Annotated in this window: 20 protein-coding genes; 11 read left to right on the top strand and 9 right to left on the bottom strand. The window is 69.8% G+C overall.

The genetic code is table 11. The features are described 5' to 3' along the window. Positions 1-3: 3 nt before the first annotated feature. Entirely contained in the window at positions 4-720 is a 717-nt protein-coding gene (locus tag GT007_RS00395; RefSeq protein WP_160119587.1) for a GntR family transcriptional regulator, read from the bottom strand. Between the two features lie 97 nt (positions 721-817). Here GT007_RS00395 and GT007_RS00390 point away from each other — a divergent pair, with 97 nt between their 5' ends. Then, positions 818-1,840, top strand: a complete 1,023-nt coding sequence (locus GT007_RS00390; protein ID WP_160119586.1) for a ketopantoate reductase family protein — start codon at positions 818-820, stop codon at positions 1,838-1,840. Next, complete coding sequence (locus GT007_RS00385; RefSeq protein WP_236571419.1) at positions 1,837-3,441, top strand: M28 family peptidase; 1,605 nt, start codon at positions 1,837-1,839, stop codon at positions 3,439-3,441. The genes GT007_RS00390 and GT007_RS00385 overlap by 4 nt, the downstream gene beginning before the upstream one ends. A gap of 12 nt (positions 3,442-3,453) precedes the next feature. On the opposite strand, the gene GT007_RS00380 is transcribed toward GT007_RS00385, so the two are convergent. Genes GT007_RS00380 through GT007_RS00345 form a run of 8 tightly spaced genes read right to left on the bottom strand, consistent with a single transcriptional unit; the run spans position 3,454 to position 11,090 of the window. Beyond that, a complete protein-coding gene (locus GT007_RS00380) occupies positions 3,454-4,743 on the bottom strand; it encodes a hydantoinase/carbamoylase family amidase (RefSeq protein ID WP_160119585.1) in 1,290 nt (429 codons plus the stop codon). Between the two features lie 31 nt (positions 4,744-4,774). Then, complete coding sequence (locus GT007_RS00375) at positions 4,775-5,683, bottom strand: polysaccharide deacetylase family protein (RefSeq protein ID WP_201451751.1); 909 nt, start codon at positions 5,681-5,683, stop codon at positions 4,775-4,777. Positions 5,684-5,729: 46 nt separating this feature from the next. Continuing rightward, entirely contained in the window at positions 5,730-7,028 is a 1,299-nt protein-coding gene (locus tag GT007_RS00370) for an LLM class flavin-dependent oxidoreductase (RefSeq protein WP_160119584.1), read from the bottom strand. Further along, positions 7,025-7,762 (bottom strand): ABC transporter permease, encoded by a 738-nt coding sequence (locus tag GT007_RS00365; protein ID WP_160119583.1) that lies wholly within the window; start codon positions 7,760-7,762, stop codon positions 7,025-7,027. The genes GT007_RS00370 and GT007_RS00365 overlap by 4 nt, the downstream gene beginning before the upstream one ends. Beyond that, complete coding sequence (locus tag GT007_RS00360) at positions 7,759-8,520, bottom strand: ABC transporter permease (RefSeq protein WP_160119582.1); 762 nt, start codon at positions 8,518-8,520, stop codon at positions 7,759-7,761. Before GT007_RS00360 ends, GT007_RS00365 begins: the two co-directional genes overlap by 4 nt. Next, positions 8,517-9,524, bottom strand: coding sequence for an ABC transporter substrate-binding protein (locus GT007_RS00355; RefSeq protein WP_201451750.1), 1,008 nt, complete (start codon positions 9,522-9,524; stop codon positions 8,517-8,519). Before GT007_RS00355 ends, GT007_RS00360 begins: the two co-directional genes overlap by 4 nt. Positions 9,525-9,537: 13 nt before the next feature. After that, positions 9,538-10,284, bottom strand: coding sequence for a class II aldolase/adducin family protein (locus GT007_RS00350; RefSeq protein WP_160119580.1), 747 nt, complete (start codon positions 10,282-10,284; stop codon positions 9,538-9,540). Continuing rightward, positions 10,281-11,090, bottom strand: coding sequence for an ABC transporter ATP-binding protein (locus GT007_RS00345; RefSeq protein ID WP_236571418.1), 810 nt, complete (start codon positions 11,088-11,090; stop codon positions 10,281-10,283). The genes GT007_RS00350 and GT007_RS00345 overlap by 4 nt, the downstream gene beginning before the upstream one ends. Before the next feature lie 188 nt (positions 11,091-11,278). On the opposite strand from GT007_RS00345, the gene GT007_RS00340 reads away from it, so the two are divergent. The 9 genes from GT007_RS00340 to GT007_RS00300 are packed head-to-tail and all read left to right on the top strand — an operon-like array spanning position 11,279 to position 21,484. Then, complete coding sequence (locus GT007_RS00340) at positions 11,279-11,908, top strand: GntR family transcriptional regulator (protein WP_236571417.1); 630 nt, start codon at positions 11,279-11,281, stop codon at positions 11,906-11,908. A gap of 57 nt (positions 11,909-11,965) precedes the next feature. Then, on the top strand, positions 11,966-12,745 hold the full coding sequence (locus GT007_RS00335; protein ID WP_160119578.1) for an SDR family oxidoreductase: 780 nt from the start codon (positions 11,966-11,968) through the stop codon (positions 12,743-12,745). After that, positions 12,745-13,872 carry a pyridoxal phosphate-dependent aminotransferase gene (locus GT007_RS00330; RefSeq protein WP_160119577.1) on the top strand — a complete coding sequence of 376 codons (1,128 nt, stop codon included), beginning with the start codon at positions 12,745-12,747 and terminating at the stop codon, positions 13,870-13,872. Before GT007_RS00335 ends, GT007_RS00330 begins: the two co-directional genes overlap by 1 nt. A gap of 11 nt (positions 13,873-13,883) precedes the next feature. Then, positions 13,884-14,765, top strand: coding sequence for an alpha/beta fold hydrolase (locus GT007_RS00325; protein ID WP_201451749.1), 882 nt, complete (start codon positions 13,884-13,886; stop codon positions 14,763-14,765). Then, positions 14,762-15,970 (top strand): M20 family metallo-hydrolase, encoded by a 1,209-nt coding sequence (locus tag GT007_RS00320; protein ID WP_160119575.1) that lies wholly within the window; start codon positions 14,762-14,764, stop codon positions 15,968-15,970. The genes GT007_RS00325 and GT007_RS00320 overlap by 4 nt, the downstream gene beginning before the upstream one ends. Position 15,971: 1 nt before the next feature. Beyond that, positions 15,972-16,880: an AraC family ligand binding domain-containing protein gene (locus GT007_RS00315; protein ID WP_160119574.1), complete on the top strand. Its 909-nt coding sequence runs from the start codon at positions 15,972-15,974 to the stop codon at positions 16,878-16,880. 52 nt (positions 16,881-16,932) lie between these two features. Then, the gene (locus GT007_RS00310) at positions 16,933-18,948 is read left to right on the top strand and encodes a hydantoinase/oxoprolinase family protein (RefSeq protein WP_160119573.1); all 2,016 of its coding nucleotides are present in this window, start codon (positions 16,933-16,935) and stop codon (positions 18,946-18,948) included. Then, on the top strand, positions 18,945-20,525 hold the full coding sequence (locus GT007_RS00305) for a hydantoinase B/oxoprolinase family protein (protein ID WP_160119572.1): 1,581 nt from the start codon (positions 18,945-18,947) through the stop codon (positions 20,523-20,525). The genes GT007_RS00310 and GT007_RS00305 overlap by 4 nt, the downstream gene beginning before the upstream one ends. Further along, positions 20,522-21,484 carry a Bug family tripartite tricarboxylate transporter substrate binding protein gene (locus tag GT007_RS00300; RefSeq protein ID WP_160119571.1) on the top strand — a complete coding sequence of 321 codons (963 nt, stop codon included), beginning with the start codon at positions 20,522-20,524 and terminating at the stop codon, positions 21,482-21,484. Before GT007_RS00305 ends, GT007_RS00300 begins: the two co-directional genes overlap by 4 nt. Positions 21,485-21,495: the final 11 nt, after the last annotated feature.

Below are 21,495 nucleotides of genomic sequence, written 5' to 3'. Positions count from 1 at the left end.
CCCCTAGTCGTTGCCGCCGCGCCGGCGGCGTGCGGCCAGCGCGCCCTTGGCCCGTTCCCCGATCAGGAACAGGGCCAGCTCGGCCGCGCCGTTGATGTGCTGGATTCCGGCCGCGCGGGCGGCATCGCCGTCGTGGCTGGTGATGGCCTCGGCCAGCGCGGTCAGGCTTTTCAGGGATTGCGCGATGCGGCCCGGGTATTTGGTGGAGCTGAAGCGGAAGATCGCCAGCCGGTTGTGGATGGCCACGATGGAGTGCTTCAGCGCGGCGTTGCCCGCGCCATCGAAGATGGCGTGGTAGAAATCGGCGCTGGAGACCATGACGCCGCTGAGCGCGTCGTCGCTGGCCGCGGCGCGCATCGCGTCCAGCGCCTGCAGAATGGCGGCGAAATGCTCGGGGCGGCCGCGCTCGGCGCACAGGCGCGCGGCCTCGCCTTCCAGGATGGCGCGCAATTCGTACAGGTCGCGCGCTTCCTCCGTGGTCAGGTTGGCGACGGTCGGGCCCCGGAAGGGGATGGTGGTGATCAGGCCTTCGGATTCGAGCTGGCGCACCGCCTCGCGCACCGTGCTGCGGGCCACGCCGAGCAGTTCGGTCAGCTCGCGGTCCGTCAGGCGCTGGCCGGGCAGGAAGCGCCCGGTGGCGATGGCCGTGCGCAAGGCTTCCTCCGCCTGTTGGCGCAGGGTCAGGCCCTCTCGGAGCGGTGTCGGAAGGATGTCCATCATGTGAAACCTGCCTGCATTGCCAGACAATTGTCAAACGGATTGACAGGCACCCGAGTTGGCCCATGCTGGTTCGCAGCATAGTAAAGGACGCGACCCGATGCCCCAAGCAGAGCCTGTCGTGATTTGGGGCGCGGGTGCCATCGGCGGCACCATCGGCGCCTTCCTGCGCCGCGCCGGCGTGCCCGTCACCTTCGTGGATGTGGTGCCGGAGCATGTGGCCGCCATCAACGCCGGGCAGCTGAGCATCGAAGGCCCGATCGCGCGGTTCACCACCGGCGGCCCGGCCTTCCTGCCGCAGGATTTCAGCGGGCGGCACAAGCTGATCATCCTGGCCGTGAAGGCCCATCACACGGAGGGCGCGACCCGCGCGCTGGCCCCCTTCCTGGCCGAGGATGGCGCCGTCGTCTCCTGCCAGAACGGGCTGAATGAGCTGGTGATCGCGGACATCGTGGGCCGCGCGCGCACCATCGGCTCCTTCGTGAATTTCGGCGCGGATTACCTGGCGCCCGGGCGCATCCTGTACGGCGTGCGCGGCGCCGTGGTGGTGGGGGAGCTGGACGGCGCCACCACCCCGCGCATCGCCGCCCTGCATGAAACACTGAAGCTGTTCGAGCCCGACGCGGTGCTGAGCGACAATGTGTTCGGCTTCCTGTGGGGGAAGGCCGGCTATGGCGCCATGCTGAAATCCTCGGCGCTGACGCATGATTCCATCGCGGATTTCGTGGGCGACCCGGCCCGCCGCCGCCTGATCGTGGGCATCATCCGCGAGATCCTGTCGATCGCGGCCGCCGAGGGCGTGACCCCCATCGGTTTCGACGGTTTCGACCCCGCCCCCTTCGCCGCGAACGACACCGCCGGCATCGATGCCTGCATGGCGGTGATGGAGCGCTACAACCGCGGCTCCGCGAAGACCCACAGCGGCATCTGGCGAGATCTGGCGGTGCGCAAGCGCCAGACCGATGTGGCCGCCCAATTGGCCCCGGTGCGCGCCGCCGCCCGCCGCCACGGCATTCCAACCCCCATGGCCGACAAGCTGGTGGAACTGATCACCGCCATCGAGCAGGGCCAGCGGGAACAATCCGGCGCGCTCGCCGATGAACTGGGGAGGCTCGCGCCTTGATCGACCAACTTTGCGCCCAGGTGGACGGCGCCCGCATGATGGGCTGGCTGACGGAGCTCGCCCGCTGGGTGAAGCTGTCCGGCACGCCGGAGGAAGCGGAGAGCCTGGCCTATGTGAAGGCCCAGCTGGATGGCTTCGGCTATCGCACCCGCGTGCTGGAGCACGACGCCTATATCTCGCTGCCCGGCGCCGCGAGCGCGGTGGTGGATGGCGTGGCGCTGAAATCCATCACCCATTCCATGGCGGTGTCCTCGCCGCCCGGCGGGCTCTCCGCGCCGCTGGTCTATGTGGGGGAGGGGAGCGAGGCCGAATTCGCCGCCATCGACGCGCGCGGCAAGATCGTGCTGGCCGAGGGCATCGCCAGCCCCGCCGTGGCGCTGCGCGCCAGCCGCGCGGGTGCGCTCGGCCAGCTGCACATCAGCCCGCATGAGCATCTGCACGAGATGTGCCTCTCACCAGTCTGGGGCAGCCCGGCGCCCGAGACGCAATCCATGCTGCCCAGCACGGTGGTCGTCACCATCTCCCAGGCGGATGGGGAGGCGGTGAAGGCGAAGCTGGAGGCCGGCGCCGCCCCCCATGTGGTGCTGCACGCAGAGGTGCACACCGGCTGGCGCCGCACCCCGATCCTGGAAGCCGAGATCGGCGAGCCGGACGCGCCCTTCATCCTGTTCAGCGGCCATCACGACACCTGGTATTTCGGCGTGATGGACAATGGCGCGGCCAATGTGACGATGCTGGAGGTGGCCCGCCTGCTGGCCGCCCGGCGCGGGGAATGGAAGCGCGGGCTGCGGCTGTGCTTCTGGTCCGGCCATTCCCACGGGCGCTATTCCGGCAGCGCCTGGTATGCCGACCATCACTGGGCCGAGCTGGACGCGCGCTGCGCCGTGCATGTGAATGTGGACAGCACCGGCGGCAAGGGTTTCTCGGTGCTGGGCGAGGCGGGCACGGCCAGCGAACTCGCGGCACTGGCCGCTGAGGCGGTGCCGGCCCAGACCGGCCAGGCCCACAAGGGCAAGCGCATCGGTCGCGCGGGCGACGAAAGCTTCTGGGGCATCGGCGTGCCCGCCATGTACATGGCCATGAGCCAGCAGCCCGCGGGCGGGGCCAAGATGCGCCATTCGCTCGGCTGGTGGTGGCACACGCCGGATGACCTGCTGGACAAGATCGACCCGGACAATCTGGTGCGCGACACGCGGGTCTATGTCCACACCATCGCGCGGCTGCTGACGGATGCGGTGCTGCCGCTGGATTACGCGGCGCATCTGGCGCAGTTGCGCGCGCAGCTGGTGCCGCTGCCGGGCACGGAGGCGGCGCTCGCCGCGCTGGATGCGCTGCTGGCCCGGGTGGAAGCCGCCACGCCGGATGACGCGGCGCTGATGCGCCTGTCCCGGGCGCTGGTGCCGCTGGACTACACCACCGGCGACCGCTTCAGCCATGACCCGGCCCTGCCGCAATCCCCCTGGCCGGTGCTGGACCCGTTGCGCCGGCTGGCGGCGGCCGAGGCCGGCAGCGATGCCGCGAAGCTGCTGGCGGTGGCCGCCCAGCGCGCCCGCAACCGCGTGCTGCACGCGCTAGGCGAGGCGGGGCGCGCGATCGGGTAGGCCGCGCCCCCTTCAGCCATGGGCGGCTTCCGGCAGGCGCGCGCCCAGCAGCCCGGCGACAGCGGGCACCAGCACCTTCAGCGCCGCGTGGATGTCGGGGGCGTCCAGCGCTTCCTCCGGGTTGTGGCTGCCGTTGCGGTTGCGCAGGAACAGCATGGCCGACGGGATGCCGAGCCCCGCGAAGGTCGCGCAATCATGCCCGGCGCCGGAGGCCATGTCCCGCACCGGCACATCGGCCTCGGCGGCGGCGGCGCGCAGGGCGGCGCGCAGCCCCGCATCCATCAGCGCGGGGCTGGTGTGGGTGGGCGGGCCGAAATCGAAGGTCACGCCGCGCTCCGCGCCGATGCGCGCGGCGGTGACGCGCAGCCAGCCGTCGATCTCGGCCAGCAGGGCCGCGTCCTGGCTGCGGATGTCCAGGCTGAAGCGCAGCGCGCCCGGCACCTTGGTGGGGGCGTGGTGCACGGGGTCCGTCGCCAGGATGCCGGCGGTGCAGACCAGATCGGCGCCCGCTGCCTCCAGCGCCGCCCAATGGGCATCGAGCGCCGAGATCAGCGCGACACCCGCCAGCGCCGCGTCCCGCCGCCCGGCGCGCGGCACGGCGCCCGCATGGGCATAGGCGCCGGTCACGCTGGCGCGCGGATAGCGCAGGCTGCCGCGAATGCCGGTGACGACGGCCAGCGGCAACCCGGTCTCCACCAGCACCGGCCCCTGTTCGATGTGCGGTTCCAGGAAGCAGGCGACGCGGGCGGGGTCCAGCAGGGCCTGGCCTTCACGAATGGGTGTGGGGTCCAGGAACTGGTCCTGCATGTGCTGGGCCAGCGTCTGGCCGGTGTCGGCACGGCGCAGCGTGTCGGCGGCGTCTCGCGGCAGCAGCCCAAACAACGCGCGGCTGCCCAGGTAATGGGCATGGAACCAGCACATTTCCTCGGCGCGGATGCCCAGCACCAGCAGGTCGCGCTGCGGCGTTACGCCCGCGCGGCGCAGGGCGTGGGCGATGGCCAGCCCCAGCACCACCCCCGCCGCGCCATCGAAATTGCCCCCATGCGGCACGCTGTCCAGATGCGAGCCGATGACCACCGCCGGCAGGCTGCGGTCGCGCCCGGGCAGGGTTGCGTGCAGCGTGCCCACCAGATCCCAGCGCACCTCCATGCCGATGGCGCGGGCGGCCTCGGCGGCCAGGCGGTGGGCCGTGGCTTCTCCCGCGCCGAAGGAGGCCCGGGTGACACCGGGCGTGTCCTCGGTTTCGGCGGCCAGCCGGCCGAGCAGATCGAGCGCGAAGGCGAGCGAGGGGACGGTTTCCATGCGCCGGGCCATGCACGCGGCATGCCACGCGCTACGGCGCCGGATGCACCGCCATCCAGTGCCTGGCGATATCCACCCGCCGCGTGACCCACACGCCGGGCTTGCCGCCGATATAGTCCAGCAGCCGCTTCAGCCCCATGGCGCGGGCCGGATGGCCGATCAAGCGCATGTGCAGCCCGATCGACATCATTTTCGGCCGGCCCTTCAGCCCTTCCTCATACAGCAGGTCGAAGGCGTCGCGGATGAAGGAGAACCACTGGTCGGAGGTGCCCATCCAGCCGGCGTATTTCCCATCATTGTTGGTCAGGGAATAGGGCACGACCAGGTGCTTTCTGCCCTCGACCTCGGTCCAGAAGGGCAGTTCCTCGCCGTAATAGTCGCTGTCGTAGAGAAAGCCGCCTTCCTCCACCACCAGCCGGCGCGTGTTCACCGAGGGTCCGTAGCGGCAGTACCAGCCGTCCGGGCGATGGCCCACGGTCTTTTCCAGGCTGGCGACGGCGCGCTGGATGTGCTCGCGCTCCTCCGCCTCGGTCAGTTCGGAATGCTTGATCCAGCGCCAGCCATGCGAGCACACGTCATAGCCCGCGGCGCGGATGGCGGCGGCGGCTTCCGGGTTGCGCTCCAGCGCCAGGGCGCAGCCGAAGATGGTCAGCGGCAGGCCGCGTTCCTGGAACATCCGGTGCAGGCGCCAGAAGCCCACGCGGCTGCCGTATTCGAACATGCTCTCGGCGGCTAGGTCCCGGCCCTTGATGCCGTGGCCCGGGCCATGCGCCTCGGTCAGGCCGGCCTCGCTCTGGGTCTCGCCATCCATGATGGAGGGCTCGGAGCCTTCCTCGTAATTCATCACGAAATTGACGGCGAGTTTGGCGCCGCCCGGCCATTGCGGGTCGGGCGGGTTTTCCCCGTAGCCGATGAGGTCGCGTTTCACCTGCCAGACCATGCGCCAGCCTCCCTCTGAATGCCGGGGCAGGCTAGCGCCGGCCGGATCAGGCCGGAATGCGCACGGGTCGGGAAAGCCCCAGCAGATCGCGCAGCGTGCCGCCTTCATAGGCAGTGCGGAACAGGCCGCGTGATTGCAGGATGGGCACCACCAGCTCCACGAAATCCTTCAACCCGTCGGGGAAGTGGGACGGCATGATGTTGAAGCCATCCGCCGCGCCGCCCTCGAACCACTGCTGCAAGGTATCGGCCACCTGCTCGGCGGAGCCGCACAGCACCCAGTGCCCGCGCGCGGCCGCGGTCAGGTTGTACAGGTCGCGCAGCGTCATGTTCTCGCGCCGCGCCTTGTTCAGCAGGGCGGCGGCGAAGCTCTGATAGGTGTCGGGGATGGCGAGGTCGGGGATGGGGCCGTCCAGATCGTACTGGCTCATATCCGTGCCGAACCGGTCGGAGAGCAGTTGCAGCGCGTTGGAACTGTCCACGAAGGATTGCAGCTGGGCCAGCTTGTCCAGCGCCTCGCGCTCCGTGCGGCCGACCACGGGCATCACGCCGGGCAGCACCACCACCTCCTCCGCGCGGCGGCCGTATTTCGGCAGGCGGGCCTTGAGCGCCGCGTATTGGGCGCGGGCCTCCTCGAAATCCTGCACCACGGCGAAAACCAGATCGGCGGTGCGCGCCGCCAACTCCTGCCCGGGCTCGGAGCCGCCGGCCTGGGAGATCAGAGGCCGGCCCTGCGGCGAGCGCCCGATATTGACCGGCCCCTTCACCGAGAAATGCGCGCCCTCATGGTTCAGCGGGCGCACCTTGGCGGCGTCGATGTACTGGCCGGTGGCGCGGTCGGCGGTGATGGCGTCATCCGCCCAGCAATCCCACAAGCCCCGCACCACATCGACATATTCGGCGGCGATGGCGTAGCGCTCGGCATGCTTGGGGTGGAGGCGGCCGAAATTCGGCCCGGCCTGGGGGCTGGAGCCAGTGACCGCGTTCCACACCGCGCGCCCCTTGCTGATATGGTCCAGCGAGGCGAAGGCGCGGGCGGTGGTGAAGGGGTCGGAATAGGTGGTGGCGACCGTGCCGCCCAGGCCGATATGCGATGTGCTGGAGGCGAGTGCCGCCAGCATCGTCAGCGGCTCCAGCCGCACCGTGTAGGAGGGGTGGGCCGTGGGGTCGGCATAGAGGTTGTCGCCCATGAAGATCAGGTCGAACAGGCCCTGTTCGGCGATGCGCCCGATCTCGCGCACCGCGTCCATGTCCTGGAAACTGTCGAAGGCCCCGGGCATGCGCCAGCCCGCGACATGGCTGCCCGTTCCCAGCAGGAACAGGCCGAAATGCATCTTGCGCGTCATCGCCAGAAAATCACCCTACGTTCGATGGCGCCCACCACCCCGAAAAATGCCAGGCTGATGCAGGAGGCGACGACGATCGCCGACCACACCTGCACGAAGTCGATCTGCACCACCGCCTGGTAGATGATCCAGCCGAGGCCCCCATAGGCGCCCAGCATCTCCGTCACGATCGCCACGATCAGGCTGCGCACGGTGGAAACCCGCATGCCGGTGGCGATCAGCGGCAGGGCGGCGGGCAGGCGCAGCCGCCACAGGATGGCGAGCGGCCCCGCGCCGAAGCTGCGCATCAGGTCCACGCTGCGGCGGTCCACCCGGTCGAACCCCGCCAGCGCCGAGAGGAACACGGTGAAGCCCACCGCGAGCGCCACCATCACCACCTTGGATGCCACGCCGATGCCGAACCACAGCAGCACCAGCGGCGAATAGGCGGCGACCGGCACGGAATTGATCGCCATCAGCACCGGCAGCAGCGGCCCGCGCAGCGGCGTGAGCACGGCCAGCAGCACCGCGAAGCCGATGCCGAGCACGGAACCCACGGCATAGCCCGACAGGGCCTCCCACATCGTCAGCCAGCCGGCCGGCAGCAGCATGGCCCGATGGCGCCAGACGGCGGCCATGATCTCCGACACCGCCGGCAGCGTGTAGGCGGGCAGGGAGAAGCCGCGGGCCAGCCCCTCCCACACCGCCAGCAGCAGGATGGCGCCGATCACGCCACGCAGCGCGGACCGGTTCATTGCTCCGCCCCCCAGAAGACGAGGCGCCGCTCGGCCCAGGCGACCAGCGCGTAGAAGCCGGTGCCCAGGATGGCGCAGCAGAAGATGGCGGCCCACAGCGCCACTACATTCTCGTTGTACATCGCCTGCAGCAGCAGCACGCCGAGGCCCGTGGTGTCGCCGAACCATTCACCCACGATGGCACCCACCAGGCTGAGCGAGGCCGCGAGGCGCAGCGCCACGAAGGTCTGCGGCAGGGCCATGGGCAGTTGCAGCCGGAACAGGATCTGCGCGCCATTGGCGCCGAAGCTGCGCAGCAGCGCCACCTGGCGCGGGTCCACCGAATTCAGCCCCAGCAGCGTGTTCACGGTCACGGGGAAGAAGGTGAGGTAAAAGGCGATGATCGCCTTGGCCATCAGCGTGTTGCCGAACCACAGCACCACCAGCGCGCCGAAGGCGATGACCGGGATGGTCTGCGACACGACGAAGATGGGCAGCAGCATGTCCCGCAGCGTGGGCAGGCGGAAGAACACCACCCCGTTCAGCACGCCCACGCAGGCGCCCATGGCGAAGCCGATCAACGTTTCGATCAGCGTGCGCAGGAAACCGTCCCAATAGGCCTGCGGGGCCTGCATCACCGCGCCCCAGATCATGCCCAGGCGCGGCAGGATATGCGGGCGGATGCCGAGGGCGATCACCGCGCCCTCCCACACCGCACCCGCGATCAGCAGCCCGGCCAGCAGCCGAAGCATCGCCAGGGCCGGGCCGCGCATGCTCATACACCGCGATCCGCGGCCGACAGCCCTTCGAGGAAGCTGCGGTTGTAGGCCGCCGGCAGGTTCACCGCCGACTTGATGACCTCATAGCGCAGCAGGAAGTCATGCGCGGCCTTCACGGCATCCTGGTCGATCCAGAACATGCCGTTCTGCGCGGCGGCGCCGGCGACCATCAGCTTGCCCGCTTCCTCCAGCATGAATTCCTGGTGCTCGCGGTTCAGGGTGGGGGCGACCGCCATCACCGCGTCCACGCCGGCCTTGCGGTCGGCCAGCGCCTCACGCCAGCCACGGATGGAGGCGCGCAGGAAGCCCTTCACCATGTCCGGCTTGTCGCGGGCCGTCTGCTCGGAAACGATCAGCGTGTCGCGCGGGAAGGTGATGCCGAATTCGTCGGGCACGAACACGCGCAGATTGTCGCGGCCCATGCGGGTCATCAGCGTGTAGAACTCATTGTAGCGGGTGGCGGTGACCACATCGATCTGGCCATCGACGAAGGGCGTCACGCTGACCTGCTGCGGTTGTATGGTGAAGTCGCCCTGACGCAGCCCGGCCTGGGCCAGCATGCCCAGCAGCACGTAGTTGGCGCCGGTGAACCAGGTGGTGATGGTCTTGCCCCGGAAATCCTGCAGGGTGCGGATCGGGCTGTCCTTGCGCACCACGAAAACGAAGGGCGTCTGCTGATGAGCGATGCCCACGCACTGGATGGGCAGGTTGCGCTCGCGCGCCGCGAACACGCTGTCCGTGCCGCCCGACAGGCCGAAGGTGTCGGCGCCGGTGGCGACCAGGTTCTCGGTCAGCAGGTTGGGGCCGCCCGGGTTGATAGTCAGATCGATGCCGGCCTCACGGTAATAGCCGCGCTGCAGCGCCAGGTAGAAACCCGCGAATTGCGTCTGCGCCAGCCATTTCAGGCGCAGCGTGGCGCGCTGCAACCCTTGCGCCCCGGCGGGACGGATGGCGGGGAAAAGACCAGTGGCACCGATGGTGCCGAGCAGCGCACGCCTTTGCATCGTCATCTCTCCTTCAGGAACGGTAGGACGGGTCTTCACGGTCGAGCTGGCGCAGGAAGGCCGGCCATTCGCGCTCACCGGGGATCAGGATGTCGCCCTTCAGTTCCCAGAACTGGCGGGCGGCGTGCTCGCACACCTCATGCGGCGGGGTGACGATCTCGGCGCCGGAGGCCGCCGCCGCCTGGATCTGCAACTGGATGCGGGCCGCGCGCTCGAAATAATACAGCAGCATGAAGGCCTCGCCCGGGGTGCGGCCCACGGTCAGCACGCCGTGGTTGCGCAGCAGCATCACCGGGTGGGTGCCGAAATCGCGGATCAGGCGGGTCTGCTCATCCAGGTCGATGGCCACGCCCTCGTACTCATGGAAGGCTTGGCGGTTGTAGAAGCGCATGGCGAACTGGCTGAGCGGCAGCAGCCCGGCCTTCTGCGCGGAAACGGCGGTCGCGGCATCCGAATGGGTGTGCAGCACGCAGGCGGCATCGTGGCGCGACATGTGCAGCGCGCCATGGATGACGAAGGCCGCGGCGTTCAACGGGTTCGGGTTGTCGTCCAGCTTGCGGCCATGGATGTCGATCTTGACCAGGGAGGAGGCGGTGATCTCCTCGAACAGCATGCCGTAGGGGTTGAGGAGGAAGGCGCCTTCCTCACCCGGCACGCGCAGGGAGATGTGGTTGTAGATCAGGTCATCCATGCCCAGACGCGCCACCAGGCGATAGCAGGCGGCAAGGGCGATGCGGGCTTCCTGCTCGGCGGGGGTCACGAATGCGCGCCCGTGCTGGCGGTGAAGGATTTCATGGCCTCTTCCTCGATGGCGTCCAGCACCTGGCGCTTCAGGGCCACGAATTCCGGCGCGGTCACCAGATCCGCATGGCGCGGGCGGGGCAGGGGGACGGGGCAGTTCAGCTTCACGGCCCCCGGGCGCGCGGTCATCACCAGCACGCGGTCGCCCAGGAACAGCGCCTCATCGACATCATGGGTGATGAACAGGATGGTGCGGCGATGGCGCTGCCACACATCCAGCAGCCAGCGCTGCATCATGGTGCGCGTCAGCGCGTCCAGCGCGCCGAAGGGCTCGTCCAGCAGCAGCAGGTCGCGCTCGAACATGAAGGTGCGCATCAGCGCCACGCGCTGGCGCATGCCGCCCGAAAGCTGGTGGGGGTACTGCTTCTCGAAGCCCGCCAGGCCGAATTCCGGCAGCATGGCCAGCGCCTTGGCGCGGGCTTCGCGGCGGTTGGCGCCCTCGATCTCATTCGCCAGGATCGCGTTGTCCACCACATTGCGCCAGGGCAGCAGCAGGTCGCGCTGCGGCATGAAGGACACCCGGCCCAGCAGTTCCGCCGCGTGGCAGGACTGGCCCTTGAAGCGCAGGATGCCGCCCTGGTCCGGTTCCTCCAGCCCCGCCACGATGTTGAACAGCGTGGATTTGCCGCAGCCCGAGGGCCCCACCACCGTCACGAACTCGCCGGGGGAGACGGACAACTCCAGCCCGTTCAGCGCCTGCACGGGGCCGAAGGTCTTGGAGATGCGGCTCATCTCCAGCAGAGGAGGGGGGGCGGTATCGGCCAAGGTGAGTCGGGGCCTTTCGGGCTGGTCTCTGATTTCCCCTTGATCGCGTGATCCGGCCCTGCTTGGAATACAGAAGCGGGTGCTTGTGCACACAAAGGATGGGCTTTTGTCGACATATGAGTAAGAAGCAGGCAGCACTTCAGGCAGAACGGCCAGAAAAGCGGCGCGCCCCTGTCTCGGAGGAGACATTGGCCAACACCCTGCACCGCAAGCTGGAAGCCGAGATCGCCGCCGGCCGCATCCCCCCGGGCAGCCGCCTGGACGAGCAGGAAATCGCCGACCTGTATGGCTGTTCGCGCACCCCGGTGCGGGAGGCGTTCCGCCTGCTGGCCGCCGACCGGCTGGTGGAATTGCGCGGCCGGCAGGGCGCCATGGTGCGCGCTATCCGCGCCCAGACGCTGATCGAGATGTTCCAGGTGATGGGGGAGCTGGAGGGCCTGTGCGCGCGCCTCGCGGCCCGGCGCATCACACCCCCGCAGATCGAGGTTTTGCGCGGCATTCACCAGCGCCTGGTGCGCGCGGCGGGTGCGGGCGTCGAGCCCTTCTACGACGTGAACCAGGAGTTCCACGAGGCCATCTACGAGGCCGCGAGCAACGAGTTCCTGGCCGAGGAAACCCGCCGCCTGCGCAACCGCGTGGCCGTCTATCGCCGCCGTGTGACGGACATGCCCAGCCGGATCGCGGACACCATCGCGGAGCATGAGGCGATCATGGAATCCATCATCGCGCGTGACCCGGAGGCCGCCCACAAGCACATGCGCGCCCACCTGACCCTGCTGGGGGAGAACCTGCTGGATCTGATCGCCGGGTTGGATTGACGATACTGGTATACAAATTGCAGGGTCAGTGCATACCGAACCCGTCAGGAGTGACTCGTGCAGCTCGACCTCGCCAACAAGACCGTCCTCATCACCGGTGCCTCCAAGGGCATCGGCCTGGCCTGTGCCGAGGTGTTCGCCGCCGAGGGCTGCGACCTCCATCTGGCCGCCCGCAACGGTGCCGCCATGGAAGCCGCCGCCACCCGGCTGCGCGCCGATTTCGGCGTGAAGGTCACGGTGCATGAGGCCGATCTGGGCAGCACCGCCGCCATGGAGGCGCTGGCCGCCGCCGCCCCGGACATAGACATCCTGGTGAACAACGCGGGCGACATCCCCGCGGGCTCGCTGGAGATCGTGACCGATGAGGCGATCCGGAAGGGCTTCGACCTGAAGGTGTTCGGCTACATCACCCTCACACGCCTCTACTACCCGCGCATGAAGGGTAAGGACGGCGTGATCCTGAACATCATCGGCAATTCCGGCGAGAACTGGGATGCCAGCTATTTCGCGGGTTCCACCGGCAATGCCGCGCTGATGTCCTTCACCAAGGCGATCGGCGGCCGCAGCCTGGATGACGGCATCCGCGTGCTGGGCATCAACCCCGGCCCCGTCGCCACCGACCGCATGCTAAAGATCATGCGCCGCAAGGCCATCGACATGCTGGGCGACGAAAGCCGGTGGGAGGAACTGTACGACAAGTATCCCGGCAAGCGCCCCGCCACCGCGCGCGAATGCGCCGATCTGGCGGCGTTCCTGTCCTCGCCGCGCGCGGCCTATATCTCGGGCACCATCGTGACGATCGACGGCGGCATCGCGGCCCGCGGGAGCGTGATCTGATGTCCAGCGCGCTGATCCGCAACCGCTATTTCGACGAGCTGACCTCCACGCCGGATCTGGTCTGGATGGGGCAGAACACCAATCACATCCCGGCGCACCCGGCGGTGAAGGCGGCGATGATCGCGGCCATCGAGGCCGGCGAGTTCAACGCCTACGCGCCCCCGCTGGGCTTCGAGGCGCTGCGCTCGGCCATCGTGGCCGACCTGGGCCTGACGGGGGCCGAGGCCATCGTCACCGAGGGCGGCGTGAACGCGCTGGCGCTGGTCTGCCGCGCGCGCTGCAAGCCCGGCACCACCTTCGTCACCACCGACCCCACCTGGAAATGGCCCTGCCTGTTCGCCCGCCAGGCGGGGGCGGAGGTGATCGAGATCCCGATCTACGACGCCGCCTGCGGCTATCGCCTGACGCCCGAGGCGCTGGAGGCGGCCTGCGACGCACGCACCACGGTGATCTATCTGGTGGACCCGAACAACCCGCTCGGCATCCGCTACACCGAGGCCGAGATCCGCGCCTTCGCGGCCATCGCGGAAAAGTTCAACGCGCTGCTGGTGCATGACTGCACCTACCGCGACTTCGCCGACGGGCATTTCCCGGCGCTGAAGGCCGCCCCGGACAATGCCGTGGTGTCGGTCAGCTTCTCCAAATGGCTGGGCCTCGCTGGCTTGCGCATCGGCGCGCTGGTGGTGCCGCCCGCGCTGCTGGAGGAATTCGCGGGGCAGGGCACTTCCGTGCTCGGCGCTTCCGTCATCGCGCAGCGCGCGGCGCTGGCGGGGCTTTCGGTGAAGGCCGAGTGGATGGCAGAGGTGCGCCGCATCGACAACGCCAACAAGGCGATGGTCCGCGATGCCTTCCTGAAGCTGCCCGGCTTCTCCTTCCCCGTCTGGCCCAGCCACGGCAATTTCCTGGTGATCGAGACCACGGATGTCCGGCCGGAGGCGCTGGTCGAGGCCGCCCGCCGCCATGGCATCATGATCCGCCAGGGCACCTATCACACGGCCCGCTTCGGGGACCGCTTCATCAAGATCAGCACCTCCGTCCCCAGCGAATGGGCGGAAAAGCTCTGCGCCCTGCTGCCCGCTCTGGTCGAGGAAGCGCGCAGCCTGAACGACGTGCCCGCCCAGTTCTGAAGGAAGCCCCCATGCCCAAGATCACCACGCCCGACGGCATCCAGCTGCATTACGAGGAAGCCGGGCAGGGCACACCCATCCTGTTCATCCACGAATTCGGCGGCAACCACGAAAGCTGGGAGCCGCAGATGCGCTACTTCGCGCGGCGGCACCGCTGCATCACCTATGCCGCGCGCGGCTATCCGCCCAGCGACGTGCCGGCGGATGTGGAGAAGTATTCCCAGCTCATTGCCGTGGCCGATGCGGTGGCCGTGCTGGATGGGCTGAACATCCCCAAGGCGCATATCGTGGGCCTTTCCATGGGCGGTTTCGCCACCGTGCATTTCGGCCTGCGCGCTGCCGACCGCGCGCTCTCCCTGACCGTGGCCGGTGCTGGCTACGGCGCCGAGAAGCAGTACGAGGATTACTTCCGCGGCGTCTCGCTGGAGGTCGCCGACCGGTTCGAGAAGGAAGGGGCCGCGAACTTCGCGCCGATCTATGCCGAGGGTGCCTCCCGCGTGCAGTTCCAGAACAAGGACCCGCGCGGCTGGCGCGAATTCGCGGACCGGCTGGCCACCCATTCCAGCCTGGGCGCCGCCAACACCATGCGCGGCGTGCAGGCGCGCCGGCCGTCGCTGTACGATCTGGAAGCCGAGCTGGCGAAGATGGAAGTGCCGACCCTGGTGGTGGTGGGCGATGAGGACGACCACTGCCTGCAGCCCGGCATCTTCCTGAAGAAGACGCTGCCGGCCTGCGGCCTGTCGGTGTTCCCCAAGACCGGCCACACGCTGAACCTGGAGGAACCGGCCTGGTTCAATGGGCTGCTGGCGGAATTCATCGCCCAGGTGGAAGCCGGCGCCTGGGCGAAGCGCGACCCGCGCGCGCTGCCCGGCCAGATCATGCGCACGAAATGAGCGCATGGGACCGGCTGATGGCGCTGGCCGCCATCGGCGACACGGGCGATGGCGGCGTGAACCGCCAGGCCCTGACGCCCGGCGAGGCCGAGGCCTGGCGCCTGCTGCTGCGCTGGGCCGGGGAAGCGGGGATGGAGGCCGCGACGGATGACGCGGCCAACCTGTTCCTGACCCGGCCGGGGCGCGACCGCGCGCTGCCGCCCATCATGCTCGGCAGCCATATCGACACCCAGCCCACGGGTGGGAAGTTCGACGGCGCCTTCGGCGTGATCTCGGCCTTCGAGGCGGCTTCCGGCCTGCCCGCCACACCCCCGCGCGACGTCACGGTCGTGGCCTGGATGAATGAGGAAGGCAGCCGCTTCGCGCCCGGCATGATGGGCAGCGAGGCGTTCTCCGGCTACCGCTCCATCGAGGCCATCCGCGCCTGCCGCGACGCGAAGGGCATCTCGGCCGGGGAGGCCATCGACGCGCATCTGGCGCAGTTCGCCGATCTGCCGCGCCGCCCCTTCGGCTTTCCGGTGCATGCCTATATCGAGCCGCATATCGAGCAGGGCCCCTTCCTGGAGGCCGCCCAGACCCCCATCGGCATCGTCACCGGCATCCAGGGCAAGATCACCTGGGAGATCGCGCTGACCGGCGCCGAGGGCCATGCCGGCACGCTGGACATGGCCGAGCGCCGCGACGCGGTGGTCGCCTTCGCCCGTATCGCGGCGGAGATGCAGCGCCTGGTGGGCGAGGCCGACCCCATCGTGAAATTCACCATCGGCATGGTGAAGGTGGAGCCCAACGCGCCCTCCGTGGTGCCGGGGCGTGTCACCTTCCGCATCGACCTGCGCCACCCGGACAACACCGCGCTGCAGGCCCATGGCGCGCTGCTGGAACAGATCGCCGAACGCCTCGCCGCCCCCTGCGCGGTGAAGGTGACGCGGCTGGTGGACGCGCCGAGCAGCGAGTTCGATCCCGCCCTGCGCGCGCGCATCGCCCAGGCCGCCGAAAAGCTCGGCTATCCGGCCATGGCCATCCTGTCGGCGGCGGGGCATGACGCGCGGCACATGGCCCCGCGCTGCCCCTCGGCGATGATCTTCATCCCCTGCCGCGAGGGCATCAGCCACTCGCCGCTGGAATGGTCGGAGCCCGCCAATGTGCAGGCGGGCGCCGCCGTGCTGGCCGAAACCCTGCGCGTTTTGCTGGAAGAGGATGCCTGAGATGGATATGGCCGACCTGCCCGTGCAACTGCCCGAGGCCCCCGCCAGCCCCGCCGCCGCGCGGGCGCGCTTCTTCAATTCGGGCAATGCCTTCAACATCAAGCTGCCGCCGGTGCCCGCCGGGGAGTTCAGCACCGTAGCGGCCGCCGCCCTGGCGCCCGAGGCCCCCACCGGCCTGCTGCCTTGCGACCAGTCCGCGGCCATCGGCTGCGACTTCCCCGCGACCAGCCCGCTGATGCTGGCGCGCTATGCCACCATCGCGGCGGGGCAGGCGCTGGACCTGGCTTTCCGCGCCACCGGCGCCATCGCCTATGTCATCCAGGGCGCGGGCGAGGTGGCGGCGGCGGGCGAAACCTTCCATTACGGCGCGGGCGACGTGTTCCTGCTGCCCGGTGCCGCGCGCGTGGCGGCGGCCGGGCGCAGCGTGCTGTGGATCGTCACCAACGAACCCATGCTGGCCTTCGAGGCACTGAACCCGACCCCCTCTCTGCTGCCGCCCGTGCACTATCCCGCCGTCGAGATCGAGCGCCAGCTCGCCCTCATCACCGGCATGGGCAGCAATGAGACGACCTCGGGCCATGCGCTGATCTTTTCGTCGGAAGGGCTGGAGGCGTGGCGGAACATCACGCCCACGCTGACGCTCTCGCTGAACACCCTGCCGCCCGGGGCCTTCCAGCGCGCGCACCGGCACAATTCGGCGGCGATCACGCTGGTGGTGCAGGGCGAGCACTGCCATTCCCTGATCGCCGGGGCCGCGCACCCCTGGGCGCAATGGAACACGCTGGTGACGCCGGCGGGCGACGCGCATTCCCACCACAATGCGGGCGGCGTGCAGGCCCGCTTTCTGATCGTGCAGGATGGCGGGCTGCACTATCACGCGCGCAGCATGGGCTTCCAGTTTCTGGAGTAACGCTGTTCCAGCGGGGTTGACTGTCTGACAATCCGACAGGAACCTTACCGCCGTGACATACGAAATCGGCATCGACATCGGCGGCACCTTCACGGATGCGGTGTGCCGCGCATCGGATGGCAGCACCCGGCTGCTGAAAGTCCCCAGCACGCCCAAAGACCCCGCCCAGGCGGTGGGCGTGGCCCTGGCCCGCTTGCTGGGGGATGGGGAAGGGGACGCCGTCGCCCGTTTCCTGCACGGCACCACGGTGGCGACCAACGCCATCCTGGAGGGCACGGCCGCGCGCGTCGGCCTGATCACCACCGAAGGGTTCGAGGATGTGCTGGAGATCGGGCGGATGGTCCGCGCCTCCAACTACGACCTCAGCTTCGGGCCGCAGACGCCGGTGGATGTGGTGCCGGCCGAACGCCGCCTGGGTGTCGCCGGCCGCATCGGGCCGGAGGGCGAGGAGATCGCGCCCCTGGACGAGGCCGGGGTGGCCGCCGCCGTGCGCGCCCTGCTGGCCCAGGGCGTGCAGGCCATCGCCATTTCCTTCCTGTTCGCCTTCCTGAACCCCGCCCACGAACAGCGCGCGCGGGAGATCGTGGCGCGCGAGGCGCCGGGCCTGGCCGTGTCGCTGTCGTCCGAGGTGGACCCGGCCATTCGCGAATACGAGCGCAGCTGCGCCACCGTCTTCGACGCCGCGCTGAAGCCGGTGATGAGCGACTATCTGGGCCGCATCGAAACCATCCTGACCGGGCAGGGGGTGGCGGTGCCCTTGCAGGTGATGCACTCGCGCGGCGGGCTGCTGGGGGCGGCGGCGGCGCGGGGGCGGCCGATCCGCCTCACGCTGTCCGGCCCCTCGGCGGCGGCGATCGGGGCGGCCAGTGTGCTGCGGGATGCCGGGTTCCAGCGCGGCGTGTCCATCGATGTGGGCGGCACCAGCGCCGATGTGGCGCTGATCGAGAACGGCACGCCCGCCCTGCGCCATGATGGCCGCATCGGCCAGTTCCCGGTGCGGGTGCCGACGGCCGATGTGCTGGCAGTGGCCGCGGGCGGCGGCTCCATCGCCTGGATCGACGCGGCGGGGGGGCTGCGGGTGGGCCCGCGCTCGGCCGGCGCCGATCCGGGGCCGGCCTGCTATGGGCGCGGCGGCACGCGGCCCACGGTGCTCGATGCCTCCGTGGTGCTGGGGCTGGTGGACCCCACGCGCTTCGCCAATGGCGAGCTGCGCCTGGACCCGACCCTGGCCGAGGCCGCCATCCGCAAGGACATCGCCGAGCCCCTGGGCCTGACCGTGATCCAGGCCGCGACCGCCATCCACCGCGTCATCAACGCCACGATGGCGGAGGCGGTGCGCCAGATGACCGTCGCGCGCGGCATCGACCCGCGCGACTTCCCCCTGCTGCCCGCGGGCGGTGGCGGCGGGCTGCATGCGGCGGCCATCGCCGAGGATCTGGGCATGGACCGCATCGTGGTACCCGCCGCCCCCGGCGTGCTGGCCGCGACCGGCCTGCTGGAAGCGCCGCTGGAACACGATGCCACCCAGTGCTTCTTCCGCTCTCTGGAGCGCCTGCCGGAGGCCCGCTTGCGCGACGCCATCGCGGGCCTGAGCGCCCGCTGCGCCGCCGCCATGGCCGCCGAGGGTGCCGCCGCCACCGAGACCGAGATCTCCGCCGCCGCCAGCTTCATGGGCCAGGGCCACACGCTGGAAGTGGCGGTGCCCCTGGGCTGCGACACGCCGGGCGAGGCGATCCGCCGGGGCTTCATCGAGGCGCATCGCGCCACCTATGGCCACACCCGCGATGCCCCGGTGCGGCTGGTGGAATTGCGGGTGGTGCAGCGCGCCCGCCCGCCTGCCGCCGCCATGGCCTGGCCCAGCCATGCCTCGACCCCGGATGGCACCCGCCCTGCCACCATCGCGGGCCAGGCGCTGGAGGTGCCGGTGCTGCACCGCGCGCGGCTGGCGCCCGGCCAGCGCCTGACCGGCCCCGCCATCATCGAGCAGGCGGACAGCACCACCATCATCCCGCCCGGCTGGGTGCTGACGGTCCATCCCTCTCATCTGCTGCTGGAGAAAACGGCATGACCCAGCATGACCCGGCAACGCTGGAAATCATCCGCCGCCGCCTGGAAGGCATTGCGGAGGAAATGCAGGGCATCATGCTGCGCAGCGCTGTCTCGCCCATCGTGCGGGAGGCGAACGACGCCTCGGCCAGCATCTTCCTGCCGGACGGCACGGTGATGGCGCAGTCCGTCTCTCTGCCCTTGCTGCTGGGCTGCCTGCTGCCCGCCGTGCAGCGGCTGCTGCGGCAATACCCGCTGGCGACCATGCGTCCCGGCGACATCTACGCGATGAACGACCCGTATGATGGCGGCACGCATATCCCGGACGTGTCGCTGATGATGCCGGTCTTCGTGGATGGTGAGGTGGTGGCGCTGGCCGGCACCATCTTCCATCACCAGGATATGGGCGGGCTGACCCCCGGCTCTGTGCCCACCAACGCCACCGAGATCTTCCATGAGGGGCTGCGCCTGCCGCCCCTGCGCCTCGGCCGCGATGGGGTGGTGGATGAGCAGATCCTGCGCATCATCGCCTGCAACATCCGCACCCCCGATGCCTTCGAGTGGGATCTGAACGCGCAGATCGCCGCCTGCCGCGCCGCCGTGACGCGCCTGCAGGAGCTGGCGGCCCGCCATGGCGCCGCCCCCCTGACCGCGATGATGCGGGAGTTGGTGGACCGCGCCGAGGCCGCCACACGCGCCGCCATCCGCGCCATGCCCGACGGCCAATGGGTGTATGAGGACGCGCTGGACAATGACGGCGTCGTGCTGGACCAGCCGGTGCCGCTGCGCGTGACCGTGACCGTGAAGGACGACACCATCACGCTCGATTTCACCGGCACCTCGCCGCAGGTGAAGGGGCCGGTGAACGCCGTGCCGGCGGGGGTGATGGCGGGCGCCTATTTCGCCATCCGCGCCGTGACGGGGGCCGACATTCCGAACAATGGCGGCTGCTTCCGCCCGCTGACCGTCATTCTGCCCGAGGGCTCGCTGCTGAACCCCCGCGCGCCGGCCGCCGTGAACGCCCGCACGGCCACGGTGAAGCTGCTGACCAATGCCATCCTCGGCGCCCTGGCCCAGGCCCTGCCGGACCGCATCCCCGCCGCCAATTCCGGCGTCAGCGTGGTGATGGCGCTGTCGGGGCGGGACGGGAACGGTGCCGCCTTCGTGGTGACGGAGGCGATGCAGGGCGGCAGCGGCGGCAGCGCCGAACGCCCGGGCGTGAACTGTGTCTCGACCGATATCGGCAACACCATGAACCAGCCCGCCGAGGCGATGGAGATGGATGCCCCCGTGCGCGTGCACCGGCTGGCGGTGCGGCGCGGCTCGGGCGGGGTGGGGCTGCACCCGGGCGGCTGCGGCACCATCCGCGAATATGAGGTGCTGCGCGGCCCGCTGACGCTGACCTTCCGCGGCGAGCGGCACTTCCACCCCGCGCGCGGCGCGGCGGGCGGTGGCGATGGCCAGGTCTCGGAGGCGCATGTGCTGCGCGCCGATGGTCGGCGTGAGGAAATCCGCTCGAAACTGAGCACGGTTCTACAAACCGGCGACCGGCTGGTGATGGCCACCGGCGGGGCCGGGGGATGGGGGACACCCGCATGAGAAGACGCGCATTCCTGGCCGCCACCGCCTTGGCCTCGCCCGCGCTGGCGCAGGGTTGGGACGCCTCGCGCACGGTGCGCCTGGTGGTGGGCTACACGGCTGGCGGGTCGTTCGACCTGGTGGGCCGCGCCCTGGCCGAGGGCATCCAGCAGCGCCTGGGCAACCCGGTGGTGGTGGAAAACCGGCCGGGCGCCGGCGGCTCGATCGGCAGCGAGGCGGTGGCGCGCGCCAACCCCGATGGCACCACCTTGCTGATCGGCGGCGCGGGCACCCATGGCGTCACCCCCGCCGTGCGGCGCAATTTGCCCTTCGACACGGCGCGCGATTTCACGGCTGTCGCGCGCATCGCGGAATTCGCCAATGTGATGGTGGTGAAGGCCGACAACCCGGCCCGCACGGTGCAGGAGTTCATCACCCAGTCCCGCGCCAAGCCGCGCGGCATCACCTTCGGCTCCCAGGGCGCCGGCACTTCGATCCATCTGACCGGGGAGCTGTTCCGCCTGCGCACGGGGCTGAACATGACCCATGTGCCCTATCGCGGGGGCGCGCAGGTGCAGATCGACATCAATGCCGGGCTGGTGGACGTGATGTTCGACAATTTGCCCTCCGTGATCGGGCAGATCCAGTCGGGCAACATGCGCGCGCTGGCCGTGACGTCTCCGGCGCGGGTCGAATCCCTGCCGGATGTCCCCACCATGGCCGAGGCCGGCATGCCCGATTTCGTGGTGACCAGCTGGGTGGGCGTGTTCGGCCCGGCGCGGATGGACCCGGCCGTGACCGAGCGCCTGTCGGCCGCGATCCGCGAGACGGCGCTGTCGCCCGATGGCCAGCGCAAACTGAAGAACCTGGGCGCCGAGGTCGCGGTCGCGGGCCCGGCCGAGTTCGACGCTGTCTGGCGCGCCGACATGGCCCGTTGGCAGCAGGTGGTGCGCGACGCTCGGGTGGAAGTGACGGATTAAAGCACAAGCCT

It is taken from the genome of Rhodovarius lipocyclicus (assembly GCF_009900765.1).
In the GTDB taxonomy this organism is placed as follows: Bacteria; Pseudomonadota; Alphaproteobacteria; order Acetobacterales; family Acetobacteraceae; genus Rhodovarius; species Rhodovarius lipocyclicus.
Note: the sequence above shows the minus strand (reverse complement) of the source record. Positions and strands in the feature narration are given on the sequence as shown.